Origin of the sequence: Catellatospora sp. KI3 (assembly GCF_029948125.1) — a bacterium.
GTDB lineage: Bacteria > Actinomycetota > Actinomycetes > Mycobacteriales > Micromonosporaceae > Catellatospora.
In genome coordinates this window covers 42,794-66,273 of the sequence record NZ_JASAMB010000026.1, presented here as the reverse complement: position 1 = coordinate 66,273, position 23,480 = coordinate 42,794, and the positions used below count along the sequence as shown (strand labels likewise).

General features: G+C 74.5%; 20 protein-coding genes. 13 read left to right on the top strand and 7 right to left on the bottom strand.

Translation table 11 applies throughout. The annotated features are described in order from the left end of the window. Nucleotides 1-238 precede the first annotated feature (238 nt). Entirely contained in the window at nt 239-1,375 is a 1,137-nt protein-coding gene (locus QEZ54_RS30915) for a peptidoglycan-binding protein (protein ID WP_281308279.1), read from the top strand. An 88-nt stretch (nt 1,376-1,463) separates the two neighbouring features. Here QEZ54_RS30915 and QEZ54_RS30910 read toward each other — a convergent pair whose 3' ends face one another. Continuing rightward, complete coding sequence (locus QEZ54_RS30910; protein ID WP_281308278.1) at nt 1,464-2,375, bottom strand: AraC family transcriptional regulator; 912 nt, start codon at nt 2,373-2,375, stop codon at nt 1,464-1,466. 49 nt (nt 2,376-2,424) lie between these two features. Between QEZ54_RS30910 and QEZ54_RS30905 the strand changes: the two genes are divergently transcribed. After that, a complete protein-coding gene (locus tag QEZ54_RS30905) occupies nt 2,425-3,165 on the top strand; it encodes an SDR family NAD(P)-dependent oxidoreductase (protein ID WP_281308277.1) in 741 nt (246 codons plus the stop codon). Between the two features lie 164 nt (nt 3,166-3,329). Further along, entirely contained in the window at nt 3,330-3,887 is a 558-nt protein-coding gene (locus QEZ54_RS30900) for a M15 family metallopeptidase (protein WP_281308276.1), read from the top strand. Between the two features lie 38 nt (nt 3,888-3,925). On the opposite strand, the gene QEZ54_RS30895 is transcribed toward QEZ54_RS30900, so the two are convergent. The 4 genes from QEZ54_RS30895 to QEZ54_RS30880 form a co-directional block, all read right to left on the bottom strand. Further along, the gene (locus QEZ54_RS30895; RefSeq protein WP_281308275.1) at nt 3,926-6,067 is read right to left on the bottom strand and encodes a sigma-70 family RNA polymerase sigma factor; all 2,142 of its coding nucleotides are present in this window, start codon (nt 6,065-6,067) and stop codon (nt 3,926-3,928) included. A gap of 169 nt (nt 6,068-6,236) precedes the next feature. Further along, nucleotides 6,237-7,649: a pectinesterase family protein gene (locus tag QEZ54_RS30890; RefSeq protein WP_281308274.1), complete on the bottom strand. Its 1,413-nt coding sequence runs from the start codon at nt 7,647-7,649 to the stop codon at nt 6,237-6,239. A gap of 125 nt (nt 7,650-7,774) precedes the next feature. Continuing rightward, the gene (locus QEZ54_RS30885; RefSeq protein WP_281308273.1) at nt 7,775-9,586 is read right to left on the bottom strand and encodes a cellulose binding domain-containing protein; all 1,812 of its coding nucleotides are present in this window, start codon (nt 9,584-9,586) and stop codon (nt 7,775-7,777) included. A gap of 182 nt (nt 9,587-9,768) precedes the next feature. Then, nucleotides 9,769-10,467: a helix-turn-helix domain-containing protein gene (locus tag QEZ54_RS30880; RefSeq protein ID WP_281308272.1), complete on the bottom strand. Its 699-nt coding sequence runs from the start codon at nt 10,465-10,467 to the stop codon at nt 9,769-9,771. A 64-nt stretch (nt 10,468-10,531) separates the two neighbouring features. On the opposite strand from QEZ54_RS30880, the gene QEZ54_RS30875 reads away from it, so the two are divergent. Beyond that, entirely contained in the window at nt 10,532-11,206 is a 675-nt protein-coding gene (locus tag QEZ54_RS30875; protein ID WP_281308271.1) for a hypothetical protein, read from the top strand. Beyond that, on the top strand, nt 11,203-11,931 hold the full coding sequence (locus QEZ54_RS30870) for an isocitrate lyase/phosphoenolpyruvate mutase family protein (protein ID WP_281308270.1): 729 nt from the start codon (nt 11,203-11,205) through the stop codon (nt 11,929-11,931). Before QEZ54_RS30875 ends, QEZ54_RS30870 begins: the two co-directional genes overlap by 4 nt. Nucleotides 11,932-11,941: 10 nt before the next feature. Here QEZ54_RS30870 and QEZ54_RS30865 read toward each other — a convergent pair whose 3' ends face one another. Then, on the bottom strand, nt 11,942-15,043 hold the full coding sequence (locus QEZ54_RS30865; RefSeq protein ID WP_281308269.1) for a BTAD domain-containing putative transcriptional regulator: 3,102 nt from the start codon (nt 15,041-15,043) through the stop codon (nt 11,942-11,944). A 168-nt stretch (nt 15,044-15,211) separates the two neighbouring features. On the opposite strand from QEZ54_RS30865, the gene QEZ54_RS30860 reads away from it, so the two are divergent. The 8 genes from QEZ54_RS30860 to QEZ54_RS30825 all read left to right on the top strand — a co-directional run bounded on the left by QEZ54_RS30860 (nt 15,212) and on the right by QEZ54_RS30825 (nt 21,958). Next, entirely contained in the window at nt 15,212-16,126 is a 915-nt protein-coding gene (locus tag QEZ54_RS30860) for a hypothetical protein (RefSeq protein ID WP_281308268.1), read from the top strand. A gap of 125 nt (nt 16,127-16,251) precedes the next feature. After that, complete coding sequence (locus QEZ54_RS30855) at nt 16,252-16,974, top strand: histidine phosphatase family protein (protein WP_281308267.1); 723 nt, start codon at nt 16,252-16,254, stop codon at nt 16,972-16,974. After that, nucleotides 16,958-17,815 carry an NAD(P)H-hydrate dehydratase gene (locus tag QEZ54_RS30850; protein ID WP_281308266.1) on the top strand — a complete coding sequence of 286 codons (858 nt, stop codon included), beginning with the start codon at nt 16,958-16,960 and terminating at the stop codon, nt 17,813-17,815. Before QEZ54_RS30855 ends, QEZ54_RS30850 begins: the two co-directional genes overlap by 17 nt. Before the next feature lie 117 nt (nt 17,816-17,932). Next, nucleotides 17,933-18,301, top strand: a complete 369-nt coding sequence (locus tag QEZ54_RS30845; protein WP_281308265.1) for a hypothetical protein — start codon at nt 17,933-17,935, stop codon at nt 18,299-18,301. 94 nt (nt 18,302-18,395) lie between these two features. Further along, nucleotides 18,396-19,391, top strand: a complete 996-nt coding sequence (locus QEZ54_RS30840) for a LacI family DNA-binding transcriptional regulator (RefSeq protein ID WP_281308264.1) — start codon at nt 18,396-18,398, stop codon at nt 19,389-19,391. 116 nt (nt 19,392-19,507) lie between these two features. Then, nucleotides 19,508-20,704 carry a histidine kinase gene (locus tag QEZ54_RS30835; RefSeq protein WP_281308263.1) on the top strand — a complete coding sequence of 399 codons (1,197 nt, stop codon included), beginning with the start codon at nt 19,508-19,510 and terminating at the stop codon, nt 20,702-20,704. Nucleotides 20,705-20,718: 14 nt separating this feature from the next. Next, on the top strand, nt 20,719-21,360 hold the full coding sequence (locus QEZ54_RS30830; protein WP_281308262.1) for a response regulator transcription factor: 642 nt from the start codon (nt 20,719-20,721) through the stop codon (nt 21,358-21,360). Nucleotides 21,361-21,364: 4 nt separating this feature from the next. Further along, nucleotides 21,365-21,958 (top strand): hypothetical protein, encoded by a 594-nt coding sequence (locus QEZ54_RS30825; protein ID WP_281308261.1) that lies wholly within the window; start codon nt 21,365-21,367, stop codon nt 21,956-21,958. 48 nt (nt 21,959-22,006) lie between these two features. Here the strand turns inward: QEZ54_RS30825 and QEZ54_RS30820 are convergent, their stop codons facing one another. After that, nucleotides 22,007-23,392: a DUF1996 domain-containing protein gene (locus tag QEZ54_RS30820; RefSeq protein WP_281308260.1), complete on the bottom strand. Its 1,386-nt coding sequence runs from the start codon at nt 23,390-23,392 to the stop codon at nt 22,007-22,009. Nucleotides 23,393-23,480 lie beyond the last annotated feature (88 nt).

Here is a 23,480-nt window from a genome sequence, read left to right as displayed (position 1 = left end):
GCGGAACGACAAGGTACGCAAGAGCAGCCAGGATGGCCAGATCACGGCGAAGGCGGACAGGTGTCCTTTCGGGACGTAGGCGTACAAAGGCGACGGTGAACTTCGGGTGGCGCGTAGCGCACAGCTCATTCCGCGTATCCGTTGGGTTGTCGGCGGCCGCGGCATCGGTTGTGATCGACGTGTCCGGACCCGGTGACGAAGCATGAACCGGACCGGTGCCCCGAACCCAGGAGGAACCTTGACCGAACAGTACGCGCACCCCTGCTGCGGTGGCGGCGAGGACGAGAGCCCCGACCCCGGGCTCAGCCGCCGCGGTCTGCTGCTGCGCGGCGCCGCGGTCGGCGGCGGCGTGCTCGCGGGCGGGCTGGCGCTGCCCGGCCTGGCCCATGCCGCCCCGACGATCTACAACCCGTTCAGCGCCTACGCCATCACCGGCACCTGGCAGGAGCACCTCAGCCGCGGCTCGCTGGGCGGCATCGACTTCGGCATGGGCGTGGGCACCGCCCTGCCGGCCTGCGGCGCCGGCAGCATCCAGAACATCCCCTACAACGGGACCGGCGGCCACACCGTCACGATCCACCACGGCGGCGGGTGGCGCAGCCAGTACCTGCACCTGTCGCAGTTCCTGCTGGCCGACGGCGCCTCCGTGGGCGCGGGCGCGATCGTGGGCCGCTCCGGCGGCGCGGCCGGCGCCGACGGCTCCGGCAGCTCCACCGGCCCGCACGTGCACTGGCACATGATCGACCCGAACGGCGTACGGATCAATCCGCTGAACCACGTCAACAGCCCCGGGCCCGGCCCGACCCCCGGCTCCTCCTCGGAGGGCGTGATCCTGCAGGAGATCGGCCAGGCGGGCGGCTACACCGGCCCGGTCGACGGCGTGCCGGGCGCGAACACGTGGCGGGGCGTGCAGCAGGTCGTGAAGGGCTACGGTTACACGGGCCCGATCGACGGCGTGCCGGGCGCGAACACGTACGCGGCACTCCAGCGGCTGGCGCAGAAGGGCGGCTACACCGGACCCGTCGACGGTGCGCTGGGCGTGAACTCGTGGAAGGGCGTCCAGACCGTCCTGCGCGGCTTCGGCTACGGCGGCCCGATCGACGGCGTACCCGGCACCAACACCTACGCCGCACTCCAGCGGCTGGCCAAGCTCGGCGGCTACACCGGACCGATCGACGGGGTCCTGGGCGGCAGCTCGTGGAAGGGCGTCCAGAAGGTGCTGTCCGGCTACGGCTACGGCGGCCCCATCGACGGCGCGCCCGGCGTCAACACCTACGCCGCGCTGCAGCGCATGGCCCAGCTCGGCGGATACACCGGACCGGTCGACGGCATCCCGGGCCCGAACACCTGGGCGGCGCTGAGCCGGCTCATCTGAAGCCCCTGACGCGGCTCCGGTCGGCCCGACCGGCCGGAGCCGCCGGTCCAAGCCGCGCACAGGTCCGCGTTCGGCGCTCCGGGGCGCGCTAACCCGCCGCCCGGCTGTCGCGGCGCAGCGCCGCGGGCCCGGTGCCGTGCCTGGCGGTGAAGCAGCGGGTCAGGTGCGCGTGGTCGGTGAAACCGCAGGCGGCGGCGATCTCGGCGAGGTTCAGGTCGGTGCGCTCGATCAGGCCGCGGGCCAGGCCGAGCCGGGTGCGGATCACCAGTTCCTGGAAGCCGGGCCCGTCGGCGGCCAGCAGCCGCTGCAGGCTCCGTGCCGAGGTGGCCAGGCGGGCCGCGACCGCGGGCAGGCGCCAGGCGCGCGCGGGATCGGCCGCGATCAGATCGCGTACGGCCGCCGCCGGCGTCGGCTCGACCGCATGCCCGCGCAGGTCGAGCCGCCAGCCGGTGAGCACGATGCCGGCCAGGTGATCTCCCGGGGCCAACCGCTCGGCGGGCACGCTGCCCCCACCGGTCGGCAGCAGCGTCACCGGGGGTCGCCGACCCGTGCAGGCTCCGACGAGCACCTGGTGGATCGCGGCGGTGAACAGGCTCTCGGCCGGACCGGGCACCGACCCGAGCAGCGCCCGATGGACCACGGTCAGCCGGTCGCCGTCCAGGTCCAGCTCCGTGGTGTGGCCGACGTGGTAGCGCAGCTGGATCGCGGGCAGCCGGGCCAGCAGCTCCGACAGTGCCCCCTGCTCGACGACGGCCGCCACGTCGCTCTCGCGTGGACGGTCCAGCAGGTGCTCGGCGGCGCCGGTGAACGCGGCCCAGCCGTGCCCGACCAGCTCGGTGAGCAGGGCGTGGTGCAGCGGCTCCGGCACGGGGGTGGTGGCGGGCAGCCGGGCGACGGCGTCGGCGGCCGGGCCGCCACCGTGGCGGCGTACGCCGAGCAGGGCGGCGCGGGCCAGCTCAGGGTGGACGGTGCGTTCGTGGCCGGGGACCCGGACCTGCATGGCGTGATCGTACAAGCGCGGCGGCGGTTTCCTCGGCGAGGCTGGCGGCATGGATTTTCACGGAAAGCGGGTGCTGGTCACCGGCGGCACCAGCGGCATCGGCGCGGCCCTGGTCCAGCAGTTGGCGCAGCGGGGCGCCCAGGTGGCGACCTGCGGCCGGGATGCGGTACGACTGGCCGAGGCGACCAGCCGGACCGGGGTGACGGGGTGGATCGCCGACCTGGCCGACCCGGCGGCCGGCGCCGACCTCGTCGCGCGGGCCGCGGACGCGCTCGGCGGCCTCGACGTCGTGGTCGCGAGCGCGGCGGTGCAGCACCAGCAGGCGTTCACCCAGGGCTGGACCGCGGCCGACGACACGGCGGTGCTGGCCGAGCTGCGTACCAACCTCGCCGGGCCGATCGCGCTGGCGGGTGCCGCCGGGCCGCACCTGCGCCGCTCGGGCGGGGTGTTCACCGCGCTCACCTCCGCCCTGGCCTACTCGCCGAAGAAGGGCGCACCGGTGTACTGCGCCAGCAAGGCCGGGCTGTCGGTCTTCCTGCGCGCGCTGCGCTACCAGTGGGAGGACGAGCGGGCCGGGGTGTGCGTGCAGGAGGCGCTGATGCCGCTGGTCGCCACGCCGATGACGGCGGGCCGCAACGACGGGGCGATGAGCGCCGACGCGGCCGCCGCGCAGATCGCGGCGGGCATCGCCCGGCGGGTCCCGGTGATCGCGGTGGGCCGGGCGCGGTCGTTCCGGATCGTCCGGCGGGTCGCCCCCGGCGTCGCGGACTCGCTGCTGCGCAACGGTTGACACCGGGCTGGGACGATCCCACGTCCCGCGGGACGCCCGCCTGAAATGGCCGATGTTAAGGCCGTGTGTGGTGATCGGCTCTCGGCCTGGTAACACGCCGGGTGTTGGAGTGGGTCCTCGAGAGTCACCGCGGTCCCTTGCCGGTGGCCATGAGAGGAGTTCCGATGACGTGCCCTCCCCCACGACCGAGACCGGCCTGGCGCACCGGGGTCGGCGTCGCCACGGCGGCGCTGATCGCGGTGCCCGCGTACGCGGCGTTCGCGCAGACCCGTCCGGCGAGCGCGGACGCCCGCACCGCCGCCGACGGCTACCTGCGCGAGCCGGTGACGCCGTTCGACACCGAGCCCGCCGTCGCCGACCTGGACCCCGGCCTGCGCGCCGCAGTGCAGCAGGCCACCGCGGACGCCCGCGCCGACGGCGTCGCGATCATGGTCAATTCCGGCTGGCGCAGCGGCCGCTACCAGCAGCAACTGCTCGACGAAGCGATCGCCTCGTACGGCCCGGCCGAGGCCGACCGGCGCGTCAACGGCCCCGACCGGTCCACCCACGTGACCGGCCGGGCCGTCGACATCGGACCGCCCGAGGCCGACCGGTGGCTCCAGCGGCACGGTGCCGCGTACGGCCTGTGCCAGGTCTACGCGAACGAGATCTGGCACTTCGAGCTGACGACCCGACCCGGCCGCCCCTGCCCGCCCCAGCTGCCTGACGCCTCGGCGGACTGACGCCTTCCGGCCGCGCTGCGGCCCACGGCGTACCGGCCCTAACCGCCGGACATGTCGGCGCCGATCCCGCTGCGCGTGGCCAGGAAGAGGGTGTCGGGCAGGGTGCCGTCCGGCGCGCGCCGGCCCTCGGCCGCGCGCGGGTCGGTGGAGCGGAACAGCGCGGTGGTGCCGTCGCCGGTCTGCCAGGAGTTCCCCGCCCCCGTCGCGGCCGCGACGACCGCGTCCACCGGGCTGTTGCCCACCGCGACGTTGTCACGCACGGTTCCCGGCGTCGCGCGCAGGAAGAACCCGACTCCCCCGTTGCGGAAGGCGGTGTTGTTGGTCAGCCGCATCGCCCCCTTGTCGTCGCCGTCGTCGAAGCCGTGACCGGCGTTGTCCCAGGCCGCGTTGTGCCGCAGCACGTGCGCGGCGGTCACCGCCCGGTCGCCGCCGCCGATGCTGAAGCCGACGCCGTCGCTGTCCCAGCCCGGCAGGCTCCACCGGTTCACGCCGTTGCCGTAGGAGCGGTTGTACTCGACGGTCAGCGGGTCGGCGAAGTCGTTGAAGTCGAACCCGTCGTCGGCGTTGTGGAACGCCCGGTTGCCCCGGATCAGGTTGCCGGTGCCGGATCCGAACGTCACGGCCAGCCCGACGCCGACGCTGCCCGGGGCGGCGGGGTCGCGGTTGTCGAAGAAGTCGCAGTCGAGCACCTTGTTGCCGATCGTGCCGGCATCGCGCAGCAGCAGCGACGACCGGGCGTTGTCGTGGATGACCAGCCGCTGGAAGACCCCGTACCGGCAGGACCGGCAGACGTAGGCGTGGCTGCGCGAGTTCATGATCTCCAGCCCCTGCACCGTGACGTAGTCGGCGCGCTGGGTGATCCCCCACTTGTCGGCCGGGACCCGGCCGAAGTCGAGCACCGGTCGCTCGTCGCGGTAGTTGCTGATCGTGATGCGCCGCTCGGCGGTGCCGCTGCCGCTGATCTCCACGGGCTCGGTGGGCCGGTAGGTGCCGCCGCGCAGCGCGATGGTCTGCCCGGCGCGTACCACCGAGACGGCCTTGCCCAGCGTCGCGTACGGCCGCGCGGCGGTGCCGTCGCCGGAGTCCGAGCCGCCCGGCGCGACGAAGATGTCGGCGGTGGCGACGCCCGAGCCGACGGCGGCCGCCGGGGACGGGGTGCTCGACCGGGTGGGGGACGCGCTGGGGATCCCGGTTGCCAGGGGCGGCCCGGACACGGCGGGGCTGACGAACGCGGGCGCGTCCGGCGTCGCCGGCTCCTCTAGCACCGCGAACGCCGTCACCCCGCCCGCGACGACCGTCAACGACGCCGCCGCCGCGACCGCCTTGCGGGACAGGTACCCGCGGACCGCCGCCCACGTAGACCACTTCGCCGCGCCTCCCGCGGCCGACGTGGCCACGCCCAGCAGGAGCGGCAGGGCCGTGATGCCGAGCAGCAGGTCCTCGGGCGCCACCAGACCGTGCGCGTGCTGTTCGCAGGTCACGCAGTCGCGTACGTGCCGGGTCAGCCGCTTGCGCCACAGCGGGTCGGCGACGCCGTTCCAGCCCTGGACGGCCTCGTCGAGGCCGGGGCAGCGCGGCGCGGCACGCAGCGCGCGGATGACGCCCCGGACCGCCTCGAGCTGCGCGCGCATCCGCTGCACCCGTACCGCGACGTGCTTGGGGTTGACCGACAGCGCGGCCGCCAGCTGCCCCCGGCTCAGCTGCCCGAGGGTCTCCTGCCACCACAGCGACAGCAGTCGCTGGTCGTCCACGTCCAGCCAGCGGGCCGCCGCCACCAGCTCTCTGCGCTGGTCGGCGAGCATGAGTTCGGACACCGTCCGCTCGGCGAAGTCCCCGTCCGGGTCCACCGGTTCGGCCGCCGGCTCCCCCGCGCGCGACGGGTCCGCGGTCCGCCGCCGCAGCAGCGCCTGCGTCTCGCGGTAGGCGATGGCCAGCAGCCAGGAGCGGAACTTGTCCGGCTCGCGCAGCCCGGCGAGCCCGCGCATGGCCCGGACCAGGGTCTCCTGCACGACGTCGTCGACGTCGGCGTGCCCGTTGAGCGTCCGGCCGACGAAGCCCTGCAGCACCGGCAGGTGGGCGGAGACCAGTTCGGAGAACGCCGCCTCGTCGCCGGCCTGCGCGGCCCGGACCAGGGCGTCGACCTCCGCCGCCGGCATCTCGCCGGGCCTGCTCGTCGCCATCGTGTCTCCTCAGTCGGCTACGGATGATGCCGCCGCGGGCCGGCTGAAGGTAGCACCGGTCCGCGGCGGCGGAAACTGCGCAGACGTGGCAGGGCCCGCAGGGGTACGGGCAGCGCTCTGCTCGTCCCTGAAGGCCCCTCCACGTCCGTCTGGCACGTCCGCTGCGGCGCTAGGTGACCGGGTTCCAGCCGTCGGTGCCCGCCAGGTACTTCTGCGGGGTGTAGTTGGCGGCCTGGGCGTCGGTCAGCTGCGGGCGGTTGCTGTTGACGGTCGCCCCGGCGCCGGTGTTGCGGTACTCGAAGAACCGGGCCTGCTTCCAGGCGGCGTCGCCCATGTCGGCCCACGGCTGGGCGGTCCTGATGGTGGCACTCAGGTCGGACTCCCGGAACACCACCTGCGCGCCCTGCTGCCAGGGCCGCCCGAGCTGGGTGACGTTGCCGGCGGCGCCAGTGACGGTCGACCGGTAGAACAGGAACCCGTAGTTCTGCCCGGTGGGCGTCGAGGCTGCCGTGATCGGGCCGCCGGAGCTGCGCTTCTCGTAGATCTGGCAGCCGCTGAAGACCGCGGTGCCGCCGCTGTAGATGAAGTCGACCGTGCCCTCGACGTAGCTGCCGGTGAAGTAGGCCCGGTTGCCGTCCTCGACCCGCAGCGTGTCCTGGTCGCCCAGGAACCGGGTGTTGCTGAACACCGCCCGGTCGCCGTCCATGTACATGGCCAGCGCCTGGTCGCCGGTGTCCGATGAGTTCTCGTCGAAGTCGTTGGAGAACGTCAGGTTGGACGCGGCGAAGTTCTTGCCGAGGATCCACGCGGTGGCGCTGCCCGTGGCGCCGTAGCTGCCCGCGTTGCGGTTGTAGACGATCACCGTCTGGGCCGCCGCCGAGCCGAGGCCCTGCAGCGTGATCAGCGGCTTGTCGGCAGGCACCTTGATCTGCTCGCGGTAGGTGCCTGCCTTGATCGTGATGACGCGGCGGGTGGTGTTGCCGGAGGGCACCGCGTTGATCGCGGCCTGCACCGTGGTGTAGGTGCCGGTGCCGTCCTTGGCGACGGTCGGCTTGACGGGCGACGCGCTGGGCGAGACCGACGGCTTGGGCGAGGGTGTGGCGGACGGCGACGGCGCCGCCGTGGTCGGCGCGGCCGTGGGCGCGGTGCCGCCCGTGCAGGCGGTGCCGTTGAGCGTGAACGCGGCCGGTACGGGGTTGCCGGTGGTCCAGCTCCCGTTGAAGCCGACCTCGACCACGGCTCCGGTGCCGATCGCGGCGTTGTAGTCCACGTTGGTGGCCACGACCGTCCCGGAGACCGGATCGGCCGTGAACCCCCAGGCCTGGGTGATGCTCTGCCCGGCCGGGAACGTCCAGCCGAGCTTCCAGCCGGTCAGCGGATCGCCTAGGTTCTTGATCGTGACGGCGGCGGTGAACCCGCCGGTCCACTGGGCGGTCACCTGGTAGCCGACCTGGCATCCGGCGGCGGCCCGCGCGATGGTGCCGACCGCGACCGACGCCGAGGCGGCCAGGGCGGCGATGACGGTGGCCGCCACGGCGAGCCGGGTGCTTCGGCGCGGACGGGTGGACAGGTGGTGAGGCATGGATCTGCTCCTCATCTGATCGGTGGCGCACCGGGGCGCGGCGCTGTGGGCCGCCGCGCCCCGGTCCGTCGGCGGAGGATCCCCGCCGCCGTGCGCGGTGGCGGCACGGCGGCGGGCCCCGGTGACTACGGGCTGGTGCAGGTCAGGGCGGGGGTGGTCGCGGTGCCGGTCGCGGTGAAGCCGAACGTGGTGGAGGCCGACGCCGCCAGCGCGCCGTTGTAGGACTCGTTGGCGACGGTCACGGCCGTACCGCTGGTGGTGAGGCGGCCGCTCCACAGCTGGGTGACGGCCTGGCCGCTGCCCAGCGTCCACCGGACCGTCCAGCCGCTGATGGGCGCGCTGCCCGCGCGCACCGTCACCTCGCCCTGGAAACCGCCCGGCCAGGAGTTGGTGGTCAGGTAGGTCGCCCCGCACGCACCGGCGGGCGGCGGCGTCGACGGCGTGGGGCTGGCCGACGGGCTCGTCGAGGGGCTGGGCGAGGGGGTCGACGAGGCCGACGGCGAGGCGGGCGGCGGGGTCGGCAGCGACTTGCCGCCCTGCGCGGCGTAGTCGAGGTACTCCTCGATGTTGCGGTAGCCGTCGCCGTCGGCGTCGCCGTTGTGGTCGTCGGCGTTCGGGTTCAGCCCGCCGGCCGTCTCCCAGGCGTTCGGCATGCCGTCCCGGTCGGTGTCCCAGCCGCTGGGGCTGTTCACCTGCCCGGCGTTCCACAGGTTGCTCCACTCGGTGGAGTTGGGCTCGTTGACGACCGAGCCGCTGGTCGACCGGGTCTCGCTGACCACTCGGGTGTCGACCGCGTCGCGCGCCCACCAGAACGCGCCCGCACCGTCCAGCACCTTGGTCAGCGCCGCGCCCGCCGACTCGGTGGTGATGTTGGGTACGTTGAAGCGGCTCGTCTTGTGCGTCGGGACGTCGGTGAACCGGTCCCAGGCGATGTCCACGCCGTTGGTCAGGTTCGAGTCGCCGTCGTAGTCGGCCCGGTTGCCCGAGATGTACGCGGCCGTACCGGTCGCCCCGGTGAACACCTCTGCGTTGCTGGTGTTCTGGCGCAGGTAGGTGTTGCCCACGAAGTTTCCGTTGGCGAGCTGGTCGTTGCCGCTGTAGCCCTTGCCCTCGAAGATGACGTTGTTGCTCCACTCGGCGTTGGTCACCGCGCCGGTCTCGTTGCCCAGCCGCGGCAGGCGGCTCTTGTGGTGGGCGAAGAGGTTGTGGTGGTAGGCGATGTTCGAGCCGGTCACGTCGCTGCCGATGATGGCGCCGTAGCTGTGACCGCCGTAGTTCAGCCCGTCGGACACGATGGAGTACTGGACAGTGACCTGGCCGGCGCCGTCGCTGGAGCTGATGCCCTCGTCATCGGCCCAGCTGACCGAGACGTGATCGACGATGACGTTGTCGCCGGTGATCCAGATGCCGTCGTTGGTCGCCGACCCGGGGTTGGCCTGGTCCTTGCCGGGGCGGAACTTCACGTGCCGGATGATGATGTTCTTACCGGTGACCTTGGTGGCCTGGCCCATGATCGTGATCCCGGGCTTGGGCGCGGTCTGCCCGGCGATGGTCAGGTTGCTGGAGTTGACGGTCAGCCAGCCCTGGCGGCCCGCCGGGGAGAGCTTGATGGTGCCCGCCACGTCGAACACGATCGTCCGGCCGCTGCCCGGTGTGGTGTTGATGCCGTAGCGCAGTGATCCGGGCTGCGGGCTGCCGGCGTTGTCGGTGAGGTTGGTGACGTGGTAGACGTCGCCGCCGCGGCCGCCGGTGGCGTACATCGCGGGGCCTGCGGCGCCGGGGAAGGCGGCCACCGCCGCCGCGCTGGCCGGCGGGCTGCCGGCGACCACCCCGGCGATGACGAGAACGGCGGCCACGGCCGACGCCGCGGCGGCACGGGCCGACTTCGGCAGACCGGCCAGCCGCGCCGGGGTCCTCGCGAACCTGATCCTTGACATATTCCTCTCCCAGATCGGAGCCGTATGGAACGGACGGAGCACAGCCGACGTACGCCGCTGCCTCGGCGTCCTGGACCCCGGATGTGCCAGGGCGTCTGCGCTCTCGTAGGTAGACGGGCGGCCGGGCCGCCGGATAACAGAAAACCGAGCACGTTCCGTTCGGCGGTGGGTTCCGCCGCCCGTCAGTCGAGGTCGGGTAGTTCCAGCAGGCGGCCGAGCGCGGTCTTGCCGGCCGGGGTCAGCCGCACCGCCCGGCCGGATCCGATCCGGGCGACCCACCGGTTGTCGAGCAGCCGTCGGCACAGCTGGGCCCCGGCCGTGCCGGCCAGGTGCTGCCGGCGCTCGGTCCAGTCCAGGCATCCGCGTGCGACGGGGCGCCGACCGGACCGCAGCTCGTCGGGGCTCAGTTCCAGCTCGTCGGTCAGCCAGGCGAGACCGGTGGCGGTGAGGGCGAAGCCGTTGGCCTGGTCGAGCAGGCCCGCCGCGGTCATCGCGTCGGTCAGTCCGACGCCGAGCCGTCCGGCGAGGTGGTCGTAGCAGGTCCGGCCGCGCCGCAGGGCGGCGCCCGCGGTCGCCTCCCGCAGTCCGCGCGCCGGGGCCGGCCGGGGCCCGAAGCGGGCCGACAGGTCTTCGATCAGGTGGGCGACAGTCGGGTCGGCGAGCTGTACGTACCGGTGGCGGCCCTGGCGCCGCTCCGCGAGCAGCCCGCCGTCGATCAGGCGGTGCAGGTGCCCGGTCGCGGTGGACGGCGCGACGCCGACGTGGGCCGCGAGTTCTCCCGCGGTCCAGGCGCGGCCGTCGAGCAGCGCGAGGCACATGGCCGCCCGCGTCTGGTCGGCCAGCAGGGCCGCCAGCGCCGCCAGGTCCGAAGCTCGGTTCATCGTCCCATTGTGGGCTGGGGTCCCTTCGGCGCACGCCGAACCGTCATGGCCCTAGCTTTGCCGTATGCAGGAGATCCGCGGCCGCGACGCCGCTCTCGCCGTATTGACCGACCCTCGGTTCGCGGTGCCGCCGGTGCCCCCGGCCCAGTCCGGGGTGGCGTGGCTGCGCGCCACGGTCGGCCGGTTCAGCGACGGACCGGCGCACGAGCGCCGTCGGGCGCTGTCGGTCGCGATCCTGGACGCGATCCCGCCGGAGGTGCTGCGCACCGGCGGTCCGACCGATCCGGTGCGGGCGCTGGCGCGGGCCATGGGCGTCGAGCAGGACGTCGTCGAGCTGGTGCGCGAGGTCGCGCAGGCCTATCAGCCGGGTACCGGCGACGAAGCGCGCGCCGACGCGGCGGTCGAGGCGCTGGTCGCGGCCTTCGGCGGGCACGACGAGCCGACCGCGGCCCGGATCGGGGTGCTGGTGCAGGCGTATGCGGCGACTTCGGCTCTGATCGAGCGCGCCCGGCACCGCCCCGTCGCGGAGGTGCTGCGTGCGGATCCGCCGGTCCCCGCGACCAGGCGGCGGGCCCTCGAGACGACGACCGTCGGCGGGCTCACCATCGAAGCGGGCGAGACGGTGTCGGTGCGACTCGCCGATGAGCTGGCGTTCGGTGCCGGGCCCCGCCGCTGCCCCGGCAGCGCGCACGCCCTGGCCCTGGTGGCCGCGAGCCGGAGCGAAGGAGCCGCGGCATGAGGGACTTCGCCGCGCTGCACCGTGCCGGTGACCCGCTCGTCCTGCCGAACGTGTGGGATGTCGCGTCCGCGCGCGCCCTGGCCGACGCCGGTTTCCCGGCGCTCGGCACGACCAGCCTCGGGGTCGCGGCCGCGCACGGCCTGCCCGACGGTCTGGGTGTCACCGTGGCCGAGACGCTGCGCCTGGTCGGCGCCCTGGCCACCCTGCCGGTCTGCCTCACCGCCGACATCGAGACCGGTTCGGTCGAGGCGGCGGCAGCGGTGGCGGCGGCCGGGGCCGTCGGCGTCAACGTGGAGGACGCCATGGGCCCGGCCGGGGCCCACGCGGCACTGATCCGGCAGATCAAGCAGCGGGTGCCGGGCCTGTTCGTCAACGCCCGCACCGACACCCACTGGCAGCGGCCCGGCGATCTGACCGAGACGCTGCGCCGGGTGCGGCGCTATGCCGACGCCGGTGCGGACGGCGTCTTCGTTCCCGGGCTGTCCGAGCCGGCGGAGATCGCCGCGGTGGTGGCGGCGGTCGACGTTCCGGTCAACGTGCTGTTCCTACCCGGTCGGCACACTGTCGCCACCTTGGCCGAGCTGGGCGTGCGGCGGATCAGCACCGGCTCGCTGCTGTTCCGCGCCGCGCTGGCGGCGTCGGTGCGGACCGCCGCGGCCGTCCGGGACGGCCTGGCCATACCGGCTGACCTTCCCACGTACGCGCAGGTCAACACGGGTACCTGAGCCGCTCCGGTCAGGACGGGGTCGCGCCGAGGCGGGCCAGCAGCTTGTCCGCGCGTTCGGCGCCCGGCTGGTGGCCGGTCTCGGCGTGCAGCCGCCGGGCGGTCCGGGCGCACTCCAGCGCGGCCGCCGGCGCACCGGCGCGGTGCTCGGCCACCGCGCGGGCCGCGTACGCCCGTCCTTCGAGCACCCGGTAGCCGCACTCGCGCGCGATCGACAGTGCCGCGTGGCACCAGGACAGCGCGGCGGGCTCGTCCAGCTCGGCGAGGCTGACGGCGACCTCGGCCTCGATGTACCGGTCACCCGCCGCACGGGCCAGCGACAGGGCCTGCACCAGCGGCCGGGTGTCCCGCTCGACGACGCCGAGGGCGTGCAGGGCGCTGGCCTCCAGCCGGGGCTCGGCCGGTTCACGCGCCATGGCCAGGGCCTGCTGCGCGAGCCGTACCGCCTGCGACCGGTCGCCCCGGTCGCCGTGGACGCGGGCCAGGATGCACAGTGCCGTGGCCTGCCCCCGGCTGCCCGTCTGCTCGTGCAGGCGCAGCGCGTCCGTCGCCGTGCGCAGGGCCTCGTCGGAGTGGCCGAGCAGGTGCAGGACCTGGGCCAGGTTCGACAGGGTGAGCGCCCGGCTGGCCGCCGCGCCGTCCTGGTACGACAGCGCGGCCTGGTAGTGCGCGGCGGCCTGCTCCAGGCGACCGAGGTCGGCGCAGACCAGGCCGAGGTTGTTGTGGTTGACCGCGGCCCCGGCGCCCCGGCCGGCGCGCTGGTTCATCGCGAGCGACTCCGCCAGGATCCGCAGCGCCTCCTGCGGCCGACCCGACATGCGGTACACCGGCCCGAGGTTGCCCAGCGCCGCCGCCTGCCCCTCGGCCCAGTCGGCGCGGCGGGCGCAGGCCAGCGCCCGCTCGTACTCGTCGATCGCCCCGGCGAAGCGCTCGCGCCGCCAGTGCAGTGCGCCGAGGCTGAGCCGGGCGGCGGCCTCGGCCCGCTGGTGTCCGTCGGCCTGGGCGGCGGCCAGGCCGACCGTGGCCACCTCGGCCCATTCGGTGGTGTGCATGCCCAGCCAGAGGTAGCCGCGCAGCCCGTCGGCCAGCGACCAGGCGCAGGTGTGCAGGCCGGTGTCGGCGGCATGGCGCACCGAGGTCACCAGGTCGTGGCGCTGCGCGTCGAGCCAGGCCCGGGCCTCCACGTGCGAGGCGAAGCGCTGCGGCGGGCGTGCGGGCGCCGGTGCGGGCGGCAGGCGCAGCACCTGCGGGTACAGCCGGTCGGCGGCCGCGTGCAGGCTGGACAGGTACCAGTCGAACAGGTCGGCCCGGACCTGCCGGTTGTCCTCGCCCTCGACCAGCTGGGTCGCGTACAGGCCGAGCAGGTCGTGCACGGCGAACCGGCCGGGTGCCCGCTCGAACACCAGGTGCGCGTCGGCCAGCCCGGACAGCATCGGCGCCGCCTCGCCGGGCGGGCAGCGCAGCATCGCGGCGGCCGACTCCGCCGTCACGTCGCAGCCGGGCACCAGCCCGAACAGCCGGAACAGCCGCCGCAGCGGGGTGGGCAGCGCCCGGTACGACAGCGCGAACGCGTGGCGTACGGCGAGCTGCTCGTCCTCGGCCACGGCCAGGATGGACAGCGGGTCGCCGTCGCGCAGCCGGGTCAGGTAGGCCGCCACCGTCTCCTGCGGGCGGCCGTGCAGGTCCGCCGCCGCGATGCGCAGGGCCAGCGGCAGCCCGGCGCACGCCTGCGCCAGCCGGGTGATCGCGGGGTGCTGCCCGGCGGCCCGTTCGCTGCCCAGCACCCGGATGAGCAGCTCGTCGGCCTCGGCCGGGGACAGCACGTCCAGCGACAGCCGCTGCGCGTCGTGCCGGGCGACGAGCCCGTCGAGCCGCCCGCGACTGGTCACGATCACCAGGCAGTCGGCGCCGCCGGGCAGCAGCTGGCGGATGTGCGCGGTGTCGCGGGCGTTGTCGAGCAGGATCAGCACCCGCCGGTGTGCGAGCACGCTGCGCAGCAGCGCGGCCGCCTCGTCGAGGTCGTCGGGCACCTGCCCGGGCGGCACCCCGAGGGCGCGCAGGCACCGCGACAGGGCCTCGGCGGTCGGCATCGGGCTGGTGGGCGAGAAGCCGCCCAGGTCGACGAAGAGCTGGCCGTCGCCGAACAGGTGCCGTACCCGGTGGGCCCAGCGGACCGCCAGGGCGGTCTTGCCGACGCCCGCGGTGCCGACGATCGCGACGACGGCGGTGGCCTGGCTGCCGCGGGCCCGGTCCAGCATCGCGTCCAGGGCGGACAGGGCCGGTTCGCGGCCGGTGAAGCTGGACAGGTCCGCCGGCAGCTGGGCCGGTCCGGACGGGGCGGTGGCCGCGGCGCCGGGCGCGCAACCGCCGGGCGGCAGCCCCTGCCGCAGCACCTGCAGGTGGACCTCGCTGAGCTGCGCGCCGGGTTCGACGCCCAGCTCGTCGGCGAGGCGTCGGCGGGCCTGGTCGTACACCCGCAGCGCCTGCGCCTGGTCGCCCGAGCGCGCCAGCGCGGTCATCAGCTGGGCCGCCAGCCGCTCCCGCCACGGGTTCTCGGCCGCCAGGTCGCGCATGGGCCCGACAAGGGCGGCGTGGCGGCCGAGGGCGAGCTCGGCCTCGAACAGGTCCTCGTAGGCGGCCAGCCGTTCGTCGTGCAGGGCCGCGGCGGCCGGGCCGACGAACGCCGCGGCGGCGCCGGCCAGCGCGGGTCCGCGCCACAGCCCCAGCGCCTGCCGCAGCAGGGCCGCGGCGGGTTCGGCCGCGCCGGCCGAGGCGTGCCGCCGGGCGTCTGCGGCCAGGGCGGTGAAGGCCAGCAGGTCCAGGTCGCCCTCGGCCACGGCGAGCCGGTATCCGCCGGCCCCGGAGGCGATCGGTTCGCCCGCCCCGGCCGCGCGGGCCAGCTGGCGCAGCCGGGACACGCACACCTGGATCTGCGTACGCGCGCTGGCGGGCACGGCCCCGCCCCACAGCGCCTCGGCCAGCTGCTCGACCGAGACCGTCACGTTCGCGTTGAGCAGCAGGTACGCCAGCACGGCGCGCTGCTGGGGACGGGTGATCGGCAGCGGCCGACCGTCCACGACAGCGTCGACCGGGCCGAGCAGACGCCATTCCATGCATCTCCCCCACGGATCAGTGCACCCCGAACCACCGTCCGTCCACATTGACGCATCGACAAGTCTAACCACCTGGGCCAGCGCGGCTAGCCGACGGCTAGCCGACGCCAAGCCGGGCCGCGCAGCCTCGATGGTGAGCCGGGCGCCCGACCCGGACGAGGAGTCCTCATGAAGACGCTCATCCGCGCCGCAGTCGCCGCACTGGCGCTGTCCGCGGCGATCGCGACCGCCGGCGTGGCACACGCCCAGCCCGGCGCCGCCGGCACACCGAAGCTCGACGCGCGGGCGGCCGCCGCGGCGACCGGCAAGATCGGCATCAACTCGACCTGGTACACCGGCACCGTCGCCGTGGGCGGGTCGCAGACCTGGACCTGGAACAACGCCCCGGCCGACGTCGCGTACGCCGTCGGCTACGTCCCGGCCGGCGCCAGCACCTCCGCGCCCTGCCAGTTCTCGACCACCGACAGCCGCTACCTGCAGGTGTACGGCGGCGAGCGCCGGTTCCAGTTCACCCTGAAGAACGTGGGCACCATCGCCTGCGGCACCACGGTCCTGCTGTCGGGCGTGTCGTCGTGGACGATCGGCTCCACCGGCGGCGTCGTCCCCGGCGGCAGCCAGACCTACCTGTGGACCAACCTCCCGGCCGGCCTGACGTACCTGGCCGGGATCAAGGCCAGCGGCGCCACCAGCGGTTCCGCGTGCCAGTGGCAGGTCGTGCGCAGCTGGTACGTCCAGTCCGGCGCCGCCCGCCAGTTCTGGTTCACGGTCAAGAACGTCGGTGCCATCACCTGCCAGGCCGACGTCCAGCTGGCGACGGTCAGCGGGGGCTCCACCGTCAGCACCGGCACGCTGGCGCCCGGCGGCAGCGTGGGCTGGGTCTGGTACACCCCGGTCGGCAACTACCTGCACGTCGTCGGCCTCTCGCCGAGCGGCTCGGGCTGCCAGCTGGAGACCACCCGGGTGGACTACCGCCAGATCATCGAGCCCAGCGGCGCGGCCGCGCGGCAGATCGTCTTCTACGTGAAGAACGTCGGATCGACGACCTGCTCCGGGTCGATCCACCTGCCGGTCCTCGCCGCCTGAGCGAGCCCCCGTCCGCGCAGCGGTGCCGCCGTGCCACACGGCGGCACCGCTCCGTGCCCGCAGGCGATGATTGCGCGGCGGACGGACGGGGTACGCCCCCTCCAGACGGCACCGGGAAGGGACGTATGGGCGAGCTGGAGTGGCTGGGGGTCATACGCCACGGCGAGAGCATCGGCAATCTCGCCGCGCTGCGGGCCGAGCGCGACGGGGCGGAGCGGCTCGACCTGGCCCCGCGCGACCCCGACGTGCCCCTGTCCCCGCTGGGCCTGGAGCAGGCGAGCGCCGTGAACCGCTGGCTGCGGGCGGTCCCGCCGCCGGACCTGGTGCTGGTGTCGCCGTACCTGCGCACGGTCGAGACCGCCCGGGCGGCACTGGCCGGCGCACCGTGGCCCACCTCCCGCGACGAACGGCTGCGCGACCGCGACCTGGGCCAGCTGGACCTGCTGACCACGCACGGGGTGCGCACGCTGTATCCGCAGGAGGCCGAGCGGCGCCAGCGGCTGGGCAAGTTCTACTACCGGCCGCCCGGCGGGGAGTCCTGGGCCGATGTGGCCCTGCGGCTGCGCTCGCTGCTGGCCGACCTGCGCCGCGACCACGACGGCGGGCGCGTGCTGCTGTTCACCCACGACGTGGTCGTGCAGCTCGTCCGCTACCTGGTCGAGGACCTGAGCGAGGAGCAGCTCATGGACAGCGCCCGGCGGCAGGTCATCGCCAACGCCTCGGTCGGCACCTGGGCCCGCGACGCGGCGGGCCGGCTGGTCGCCGGGGTGTTCAACGACATCACCCACCTGCGGGCCGAGGACACCCGGCCCACCGCCGAGGAGGGCGTACGTGCCGAGCCCGTCTGAGCCCGCGATCGTCACGGTGCAGCTGCTGCGCGACTGGCCCCTGCCGCAGCCGGACGGCGCCAAGGACAGCCGGGGCACGGCCCTGGTCATCGGCGGTTCCCGGCACACGCCCGGGGCGGTCCTGCTGGCCGGGGTGGCCGCGCTGCGGGCCGGTGCCGGGGTGCTGCAGCTGGCCGTGGCGGAGTCCACCGCGGCGGCGCTGAGCATCCAGATGCCGGAGGCGCTGGTGCTCGACCTGCCCGAGGTGCCGGGCCCGCTGCCCGGCCGGTTGGCGGAGCTGGCCGCCGGGGCCTCGGCCATCGCGATCGGACCCGGCCTGGGCGACCTCGACCACACCGCGGCCATCATGCGGTACGTGCTGGACGCGGCGGCGCCCGACGCGACGATCGTGCTCGACGCGTACGCCCTCGGCGCGCTGAGCCGCGAGCCCGCGCTGATCACCGGCCGGCCGGGCCGCCACCTGCTCACGCCGAACCTGGAGGAGGCCCGGTACCTGCTCGGCGACGACGAGCTGGGCGACGACCTGGCCGACGCGGCGCGGCGGATCGCGCGCCGGTACCGGTCGGTGGTGTCGCTGTTCGGCCGTGTCGCCGATCCGGACGGTCGCCTGTGGTGGGAGCAGACCGGCGGCGCGGGGCTCGGCACCTCGGGCAGCGGTGACGTGCGGGCGGGCCTGGTGACCGGCCTGCTGGCCCGGGGCGCGGAGCCGGCGCAGGCGGCCTGCTGGGCCGCGTACGCCCATGCGGGCAGCGCCCAGCGGCTGGCGCCGCGCTTCGGCCGGATCGGCTTCCTCGCGCGGGAACTGGCCGACGAGATACCGGCAGTGCTGGCCGCGGTCTGACGGCGCCCCGGCACCCGGTCTTCGGCGTTTGGGCCGGGCACCGGCCGGACATAGGCCCCGCAGCGAAACGGTCGGCGCCGAGCCGGCCGGCGGCAACCGTGATGCGGGAGGCAGACCATGACCGAGCCAGTCGCCGACGGCGACACCCTGGCGCAGATCGGCAAACTGCAGGAGGTCCAACCGATCTGGCAGCTCGAGGGCCACGAGGTCTGCCGCGACGTCCATTTCGCGCTGTCGGTGGCCCAGGCCGTGCTCAAGTCCCAGCGCGAGCGGGTAGCCGACCTGGCCGACCCGAACTCCGGTGCGCAGCTGCTGCGGGAACTGCAGGCGCTGGGCGTACACGAGGCCTCACCGCAGACCGTCGCGATGGTGGCCCTGGTGGAGTCGGCGGTCGACCGGCTGGCCGCGGTGGGCGCGATGAGCCGGCAGGACGCGTGGCAGCAGCTGTACCGCGACGTGCTCGACCGGCACTGCGATTCCGCCTGAGCGCTAACCGCGTGGGACCGCTTCCAGTGAGAGCGCTCTCTCCGGTACCGTCGGGATACCGCTTCCCGGACGCGACGGAGGGTTCAGGTGCGTCATGAGCAGTGCCAAGCCGACGATCGATGATGTGGCGCGGGTCGCCGGGGTGTCCCGGGCGACCGCCTCACGAGTGATCAACAACGCGCCCGGCGCCTCCGGGCCGCTTCGGGTCCGGGTGCACGAGGCGGTGGCCAAACTCGGCTACCTGCCCAACGAGGCCGCCCGCGCCCTGGCTTCCGGACGGCCGCGGGCGGTCGACGTGATCGCCGTGACCTGCAATCCGCCCGGCGGATGGCTGGGCTCGAATCCCTACTACAGCCGGGTCCTGGCCGGGATGATGCCGCTGCTGGCCGACGCGGGCGCGCAGTTGCGGGTGCACGCCCTCAGCCACGATTCGGCACCCGAGGCACTGGACGAGATCGCCGCCGGGGTCACCCTCGGCGCGGTGCTGTCCGATGTCACCCCGACGCTGGCCGCGCGGTTCCACCGCCGGTGCCGCCGCACCGTCTCGCTGGTGCCGACCGCGGCCACGGTCCCGGCGATGGTCGCCGACAACATCGGCGGGGCGTACGCGGCGGTCACGGAGCTGCACCGCCTCGGCCGCCGCCGGATCGCCGCGATCCACGGCCCGGTGATCAGCAGCTGCGCCGCCGATCGGCGCATCGGGCACCTGCGCGCCGTCGAGCAGCTGGGCCTGGCCGAGGTAAGCGCGGCCGCCCCCTTCACCCGGGAGGGCGGCTACCAGGCCGCGCAGCAGCTGCTGGCGCAGCACCCCGACCTCGACGCCGTCTTCGTGGCCTGCGATCTGATGGCGGCCGGCGTGGTGCAGGCGCTCACGGCGTGTGGTCGCCGCGTGCCCGAGGATGTCAGCGTCATCGGGTTCGACGACAGTGTGGCTGCCAGCTGCACGAACCCACCACTGAGCACGATGCGCCTGCCGGTCGAGGAGATGGCCGCCGCCGCCGTGCGGCTGCTGCTGTCCGGCGACATCACGTCCGGCCACCGCACGCTGTTCCCGGCCGAACTCGTCCGGCGCCAGAGCACCGCCCGCTGACGCCGGGGCGGTTCGCCGTCGATACATATCTTGACAACCTCCGATCGGTTGGCCGATCCTCAGAGAGAGCGCTCCCCCAAAGATCGTCAGGTATCGCGCATGCCCCGGGCAACCTCGTGACCACGACAGCCGGACCCCTCGACCGCATCGTCGCGCGGGCCGCTGTCGCGCGGGCGGTGCTGCTCGGCCGCACGGCGGCGACCCTCGCCGTCACCGGCGGACTGCTCCGCCTGAGCACCCGGCCCGCCCCGCTGCTGGCCGTCATCCTGCTGGTCCTGTGCACGGCGGTCCTCGCCCTGGTCTGTCTGGTGCGCCACCCCCGGCTGGTCGACCGCCCCTTCCCGGTCCTGGCCGGGGACGCCGCGCTCGTCGTCATCGTGCTCGGACTCGATCGCGGCGACGTCGCCTTCTTCTGCTGCGCCGTCGGCGCGAGCGCGCTGGCGGGCGTGCTCGTCGGCCTGCGGTCACTGCTGCTCGCCGCAGGCTACGCCGGGCTCGGCTACCTGGTCGCCGCCCGGTTGCTCGACTCGGTGGCGGACGCGCCGAGCCTGGCCGGGTTCATCCTGGCCTTCCCGATCGCGAACGTGCTCGCCGCCGTAGCCGCCGCCGTGACCACGGCCGCCGTGGCCGGTTACGTCGAGTCGTCGGTCTACCTGCTCGCGGCGGCACAGCGTACGGCGGCGGCCTCGGAGCGGGCGCGGCTCGCCCGGGAGCTGCACGACTCGGTCACCAAGACGCTGCGCGGGGTGTCGTTCGCCGCGCTGGCGCTGCCCGCTTCGCTGCGCCGGCAGCCGGGCCTGGCCGAGCAGCTGGCCGCGACGGTGTCGGCGGGCGCGACGGCGGCGGCGGAGCAGGCGCGGCAGGTGCTCGAAGGGCTGCGCCTGGACGACCCGGCTCAGGAGTTCGCGGCGACGGTCGAACAGGTCTGTCGACAGTGGAGCGAGCGTGAAGGCGTCGTGGTCGAGGTGTCCGTCGCGCCGGTCGACCTGCCGGTGGACCTGCGCTACGAGCTGGGCCAGATCCTGCGCGAGTCGCTGGTGAACGTCGCGCGCCATGCCGGGGCGTCGGCGGTGACCGTGCGGCTCACCCAGGCCGCCGGGACGACGGCGCTGCGGGTCGCCGACAACGGCCGCGGCTTCCGGGTGCCGACCGGATTGCGCGGCTGCCTCGGCCTGATCGGGATGGCCGAGCGGGCCGCCGCCGTGGACGGCACGCTGCGGGTGGTCTCCGCGCCGGGCCGGGGCACGGTCGTCGAGACCCTGGTCGCCGACAGCTCGTCCAGGGCGGCCGCCTACGCCGCGACGCCGTCATGATCTCGGTGCTGGTGGTGGACGACAATCCCATCGTCCGGGCCGCGCTCAGCGGCTACCTGGCACTGTGCCCGGACGTATGCGTGTCGGCGCAGGCGGCCGACGGGCGGGAGGCGGTCGCGCTGGCCCGCCGGAACCGGCCCACGGTTACCCTGCTGGACCACCGCATGCCGGTGGCGGACGGGCTCTCGGTGCTGGGCGAGCTGGTCGGTCATACCCGGGTGCTGGTGCTGACCAGTGACGCCAGTCCGGATCTCATCGCCGCCACGCTGCGCGGCGGAGCGTGCGGTTACCTCGTCCACGGCGCGTTCGACCCGCCGGAGCTGCACCGGGCGGTCGCCTCGGTCGCGGCGGGGCACGGTTGGCTCTCCCCGGTCGCGGCGGCCGTCGCGGCCGCCACCGTACGGGAGCAGGCCGAGCAGGAGCGGGTCCGCCGCGACCTCGCCGAGCGGCGGCTGCTGGCCAGGTCCCGGTTCGGCCTGACCCGGCGGGAGCAGGAGGTGCTGGCGCAGCTGGCCCAGGGTCTGTCCAATGCCGCCATCGGCCACCGGCTGCTGCTGACCGAGAAGACGGTCAAGAACCACGTGCAGCACATCTTCACCAAGCTGGGCGTACGCCGCCGCACCGAGGCGGTCGCCGTGTGGACCGGGCAGCGGTAGCGGCGTGCCCCTCCTGTCCTCGCGGCTGCTGGGCTGGTCTGCCCTGGTCGTGGCGGTCGGCGCCACGATCGTCGTGGTGCCGCCGCTGCTCATGCCGCAGCCCGGCGCGGTGCCCGCGGCACGGCCGTCCGCCGCGGCGCCGTCCGGGCGGCCGTCGCCGGCACCCGGGCCGCCGACCCGATCGCCGTCGGCCCGGCCGGTCGCGTCGGCGACCAGCCGGTTCCGGCCGATCACCGTGCACGCCGCCGATCCGGCCAACCTCCGCGCGGGTGCCCGGGTGATCGACTGCCCCAGCTGCGTGGACGGCAGCCGGGTCGGTTACATCGGCGGCCCGAACACCCTCGCCGTCCGGGTCGCGGGAGTGCCGCAGGCGGGTGTGCGGACCCTGACCATCGTGTACGAGACCGAGCAGCCGCGTACCCTCAAGGTCGCTGTCGACGACGGGCCGGTGCGGGTGTTGACGCTGGCCGGGGCCCGCAGCTGGCTGATCCCGGCGCGGGTGTCGGTGCGGCTGCGGCTGCCTCGGGGCGCGTGCTGGATCCGGTTCTTCAACGACGCCGGGTCGGCCCCCGACATCAACACGATCACGATCAGTTGACGCCGGGCGGCCGCGTCCGGGCGGGCACCGGCCCGCCCGGACGCGTGCTCAGAACTGCCCGGCGGTGTTGCACTTGGCCGACTGGACGATGCAGTTCTTCACCCGGTGCCCCTGCGCTTCGTCGTCCCAGGCGTTGAAGAAGTCGCCGTGCATGGACGAGGCCATCCCCGATGCCAGGGTGAACCCGTCCGCGCTGCCCGCGGTGGGGTACGCGATGACGAACGAGAGCGACGGGATCGCGACGGGGAAAGCGCTCGGGCAGGTCCCGTTCGGCGTGTACGCCACGTGCGACCTGTGGTCGGGGCTGTCCAGGTGCGTGCCGTCCCAGCAGTCCGGGAACACGAGCTGGAACATCAGCGTCCCGCCCGGCGAGCAGACCGGCCAGTTCCCGTCGGCGCTGCGCCCGATCGCGCCGCCGGTGGTCCCGCCCACGCAGTAGAACTGGTTCACCGACCCGGCCGGGGTGGGCGCCTGCAGACGGGCGTCGCCCGCGATCATCTCGAAGCCCCGCGGGAAGGGCACCGTCTGGCCGGGATCGGCCAGCCGCGAGCCGTAGTAGACCACGATGCCCTTCGGTTCCACCGCCGTACCGCGCTCGTACAGGGTCGGCACCCAGTACGCCGAGAGGTCGGCGGGGGCCGGGGCGCAGGTCGTGGCGGTGTTCGCGCGCAGGCTGTCCACGGTGGAGTTCGCATTGGCGCCGCGGTTGCCGAAGAACGTGTGCATGTGCGAGGCGCCGGGCAGCCGGGGGAAGACGATCGGGTCGTCCTTGAGCGAGTGGCTGTACGTGCACGTCGCGTTGAACTCCGGCACCCGTACGGCGTCGGGCGGCGCGGGGGCCATGGCCATCGCCCGGAAGGCGGCCAGCTGCGCGCCCCACTTCACCGGGTCGACGTTCACCCAGCCGCTGGCCGGGCCGCCGGCGTTGAACGACAGCCAGTTGAGGTTGACGAAGTCGGCGCCGCTGCCGGCGTTGGCCATCACGGCGTAGACCGACTGCGTACCGACCGGGTGGCTGGTGAGGCTCACCGTCTTGGTGGTCCACGTCTGCCAGCCGCCGGTGGCCGTGATGGTGAACTGCGCCAGCACCGGCCCGGTCAGGGACCCGGTGCGCAGCTCGACCGTCCCCGGGCCGCCGGTGGCGGAGGCGACGCGGACGGAGACGTTCATCGCGCCGGAGGCGCCCAGGTCCACCCCGTCGTAGCGCAGCCAGTCCCCGCGGGACAGGTAGCCGACGTCGGAGCCGCCGCCGGTGTCCACGGTCGCCTCGACGACGCCGCCAGACTGGGCCGAGTACGCCTCGGCCTGCACCACCAGCTCGGCGGCGCTCGCCGCCGGGGTCAGCGCCACCAGGGCCGCGGCCAGCACCAGCCCCGCGCCGCCGGCGCCGAGGCAGAGCGTCCGCACCGGCCGTCTCATCCAGTCTCTTGTCATGCGCGACCTCCTACGTTCCGCGAGAGAGCGAGGTCTCTCAACGTAGTGACGGTCGCGATCGGAGACATGAGGCGAAGTCCTCAGCGGA

Excerpts from the sequence above, each read along its gene's own strand:
- QEZ54_RS30910 (WP_281308278.1), bottom strand. The coding sequence starts at position 2,375 with ATGCAGGTCCGGGTCCCCGGCCACGAACGCACCGTCCACCCTGAGCTG.
- QEZ54_RS30905 (WP_281308277.1), top strand. The coding sequence starts at position 2,425 with ATGGATTTTCACGGAAAGCGGGTGCTGGTCACCGGCGGCACCAGCGGC.
- QEZ54_RS30900 (WP_281308276.1), top strand. The coding sequence starts at position 3,330 with ATGACGTGCCCTCCCCCACGACCGAGACCGGCCTGGCGCACCGGGGTC.
- QEZ54_RS30895 (WP_281308275.1), bottom strand. The coding sequence starts at position 6,067 with ATGGCGACGAGCAGGCCCGGCGAGATGCCGGCGGCGGAGGTCGACGCC.
- QEZ54_RS30890 (WP_281308274.1), bottom strand. The coding sequence starts at position 7,649 with ATGCCTCACCACCTGTCCACCCGTCCGCGCCGAAGCACCCGGCTCGCC.
- QEZ54_RS30885 (WP_281308273.1), bottom strand. The coding sequence starts at position 9,586 with ATGTCAAGGATCAGGTTCGCGAGGACCCCGGCGCGGCTGGCCGGTCTG.
- QEZ54_RS30880 (WP_281308272.1), bottom strand. The coding sequence starts at position 10,467 with ATGAACCGAGCTTCGGACCTGGCGGCGCTGGCGGCCCTGCTGGCCGAC.
- QEZ54_RS30875 (WP_281308271.1), top strand. The coding sequence starts at position 10,532 with ATGCAGGAGATCCGCGGCCGCGACGCCGCTCTCGCCGTATTGACCGAC.
- QEZ54_RS30870 (WP_281308270.1), top strand. The coding sequence starts at position 11,203 with ATGAGGGACTTCGCCGCGCTGCACCGTGCCGGTGACCCGCTCGTCCTG.
- QEZ54_RS30865 (WP_281308269.1), bottom strand. The coding sequence starts at position 15,043 with ATGGAATGGCGTCTGCTCGGCCCGGTCGACGCTGTCGTGGACGGTCGG.
- QEZ54_RS30860 (WP_281308268.1), top strand. The coding sequence starts at position 15,212 with ATGAAGACGCTCATCCGCGCCGCAGTCGCCGCACTGGCGCTGTCCGCG.
- QEZ54_RS30855 (WP_281308267.1), top strand. The coding sequence starts at position 16,252 with ATGGGCGAGCTGGAGTGGCTGGGGGTCATACGCCACGGCGAGAGCATC.
- QEZ54_RS30845 (WP_281308265.1), top strand. The coding sequence starts at position 17,933 with ATGACCGAGCCAGTCGCCGACGGCGACACCCTGGCGCAGATCGGCAAA.
- QEZ54_RS30840 (WP_281308264.1), top strand. The coding sequence starts at position 18,396 with ATGAGCAGTGCCAAGCCGACGATCGATGATGTGGCGCGGGTCGCCGGG.
- QEZ54_RS30820 (WP_281308260.1), bottom strand. The coding sequence starts at position 23,392 with ATGACAAGAGACTGGATGAGACGGCCGGTGCGGACGCTCTGCCTCGGC.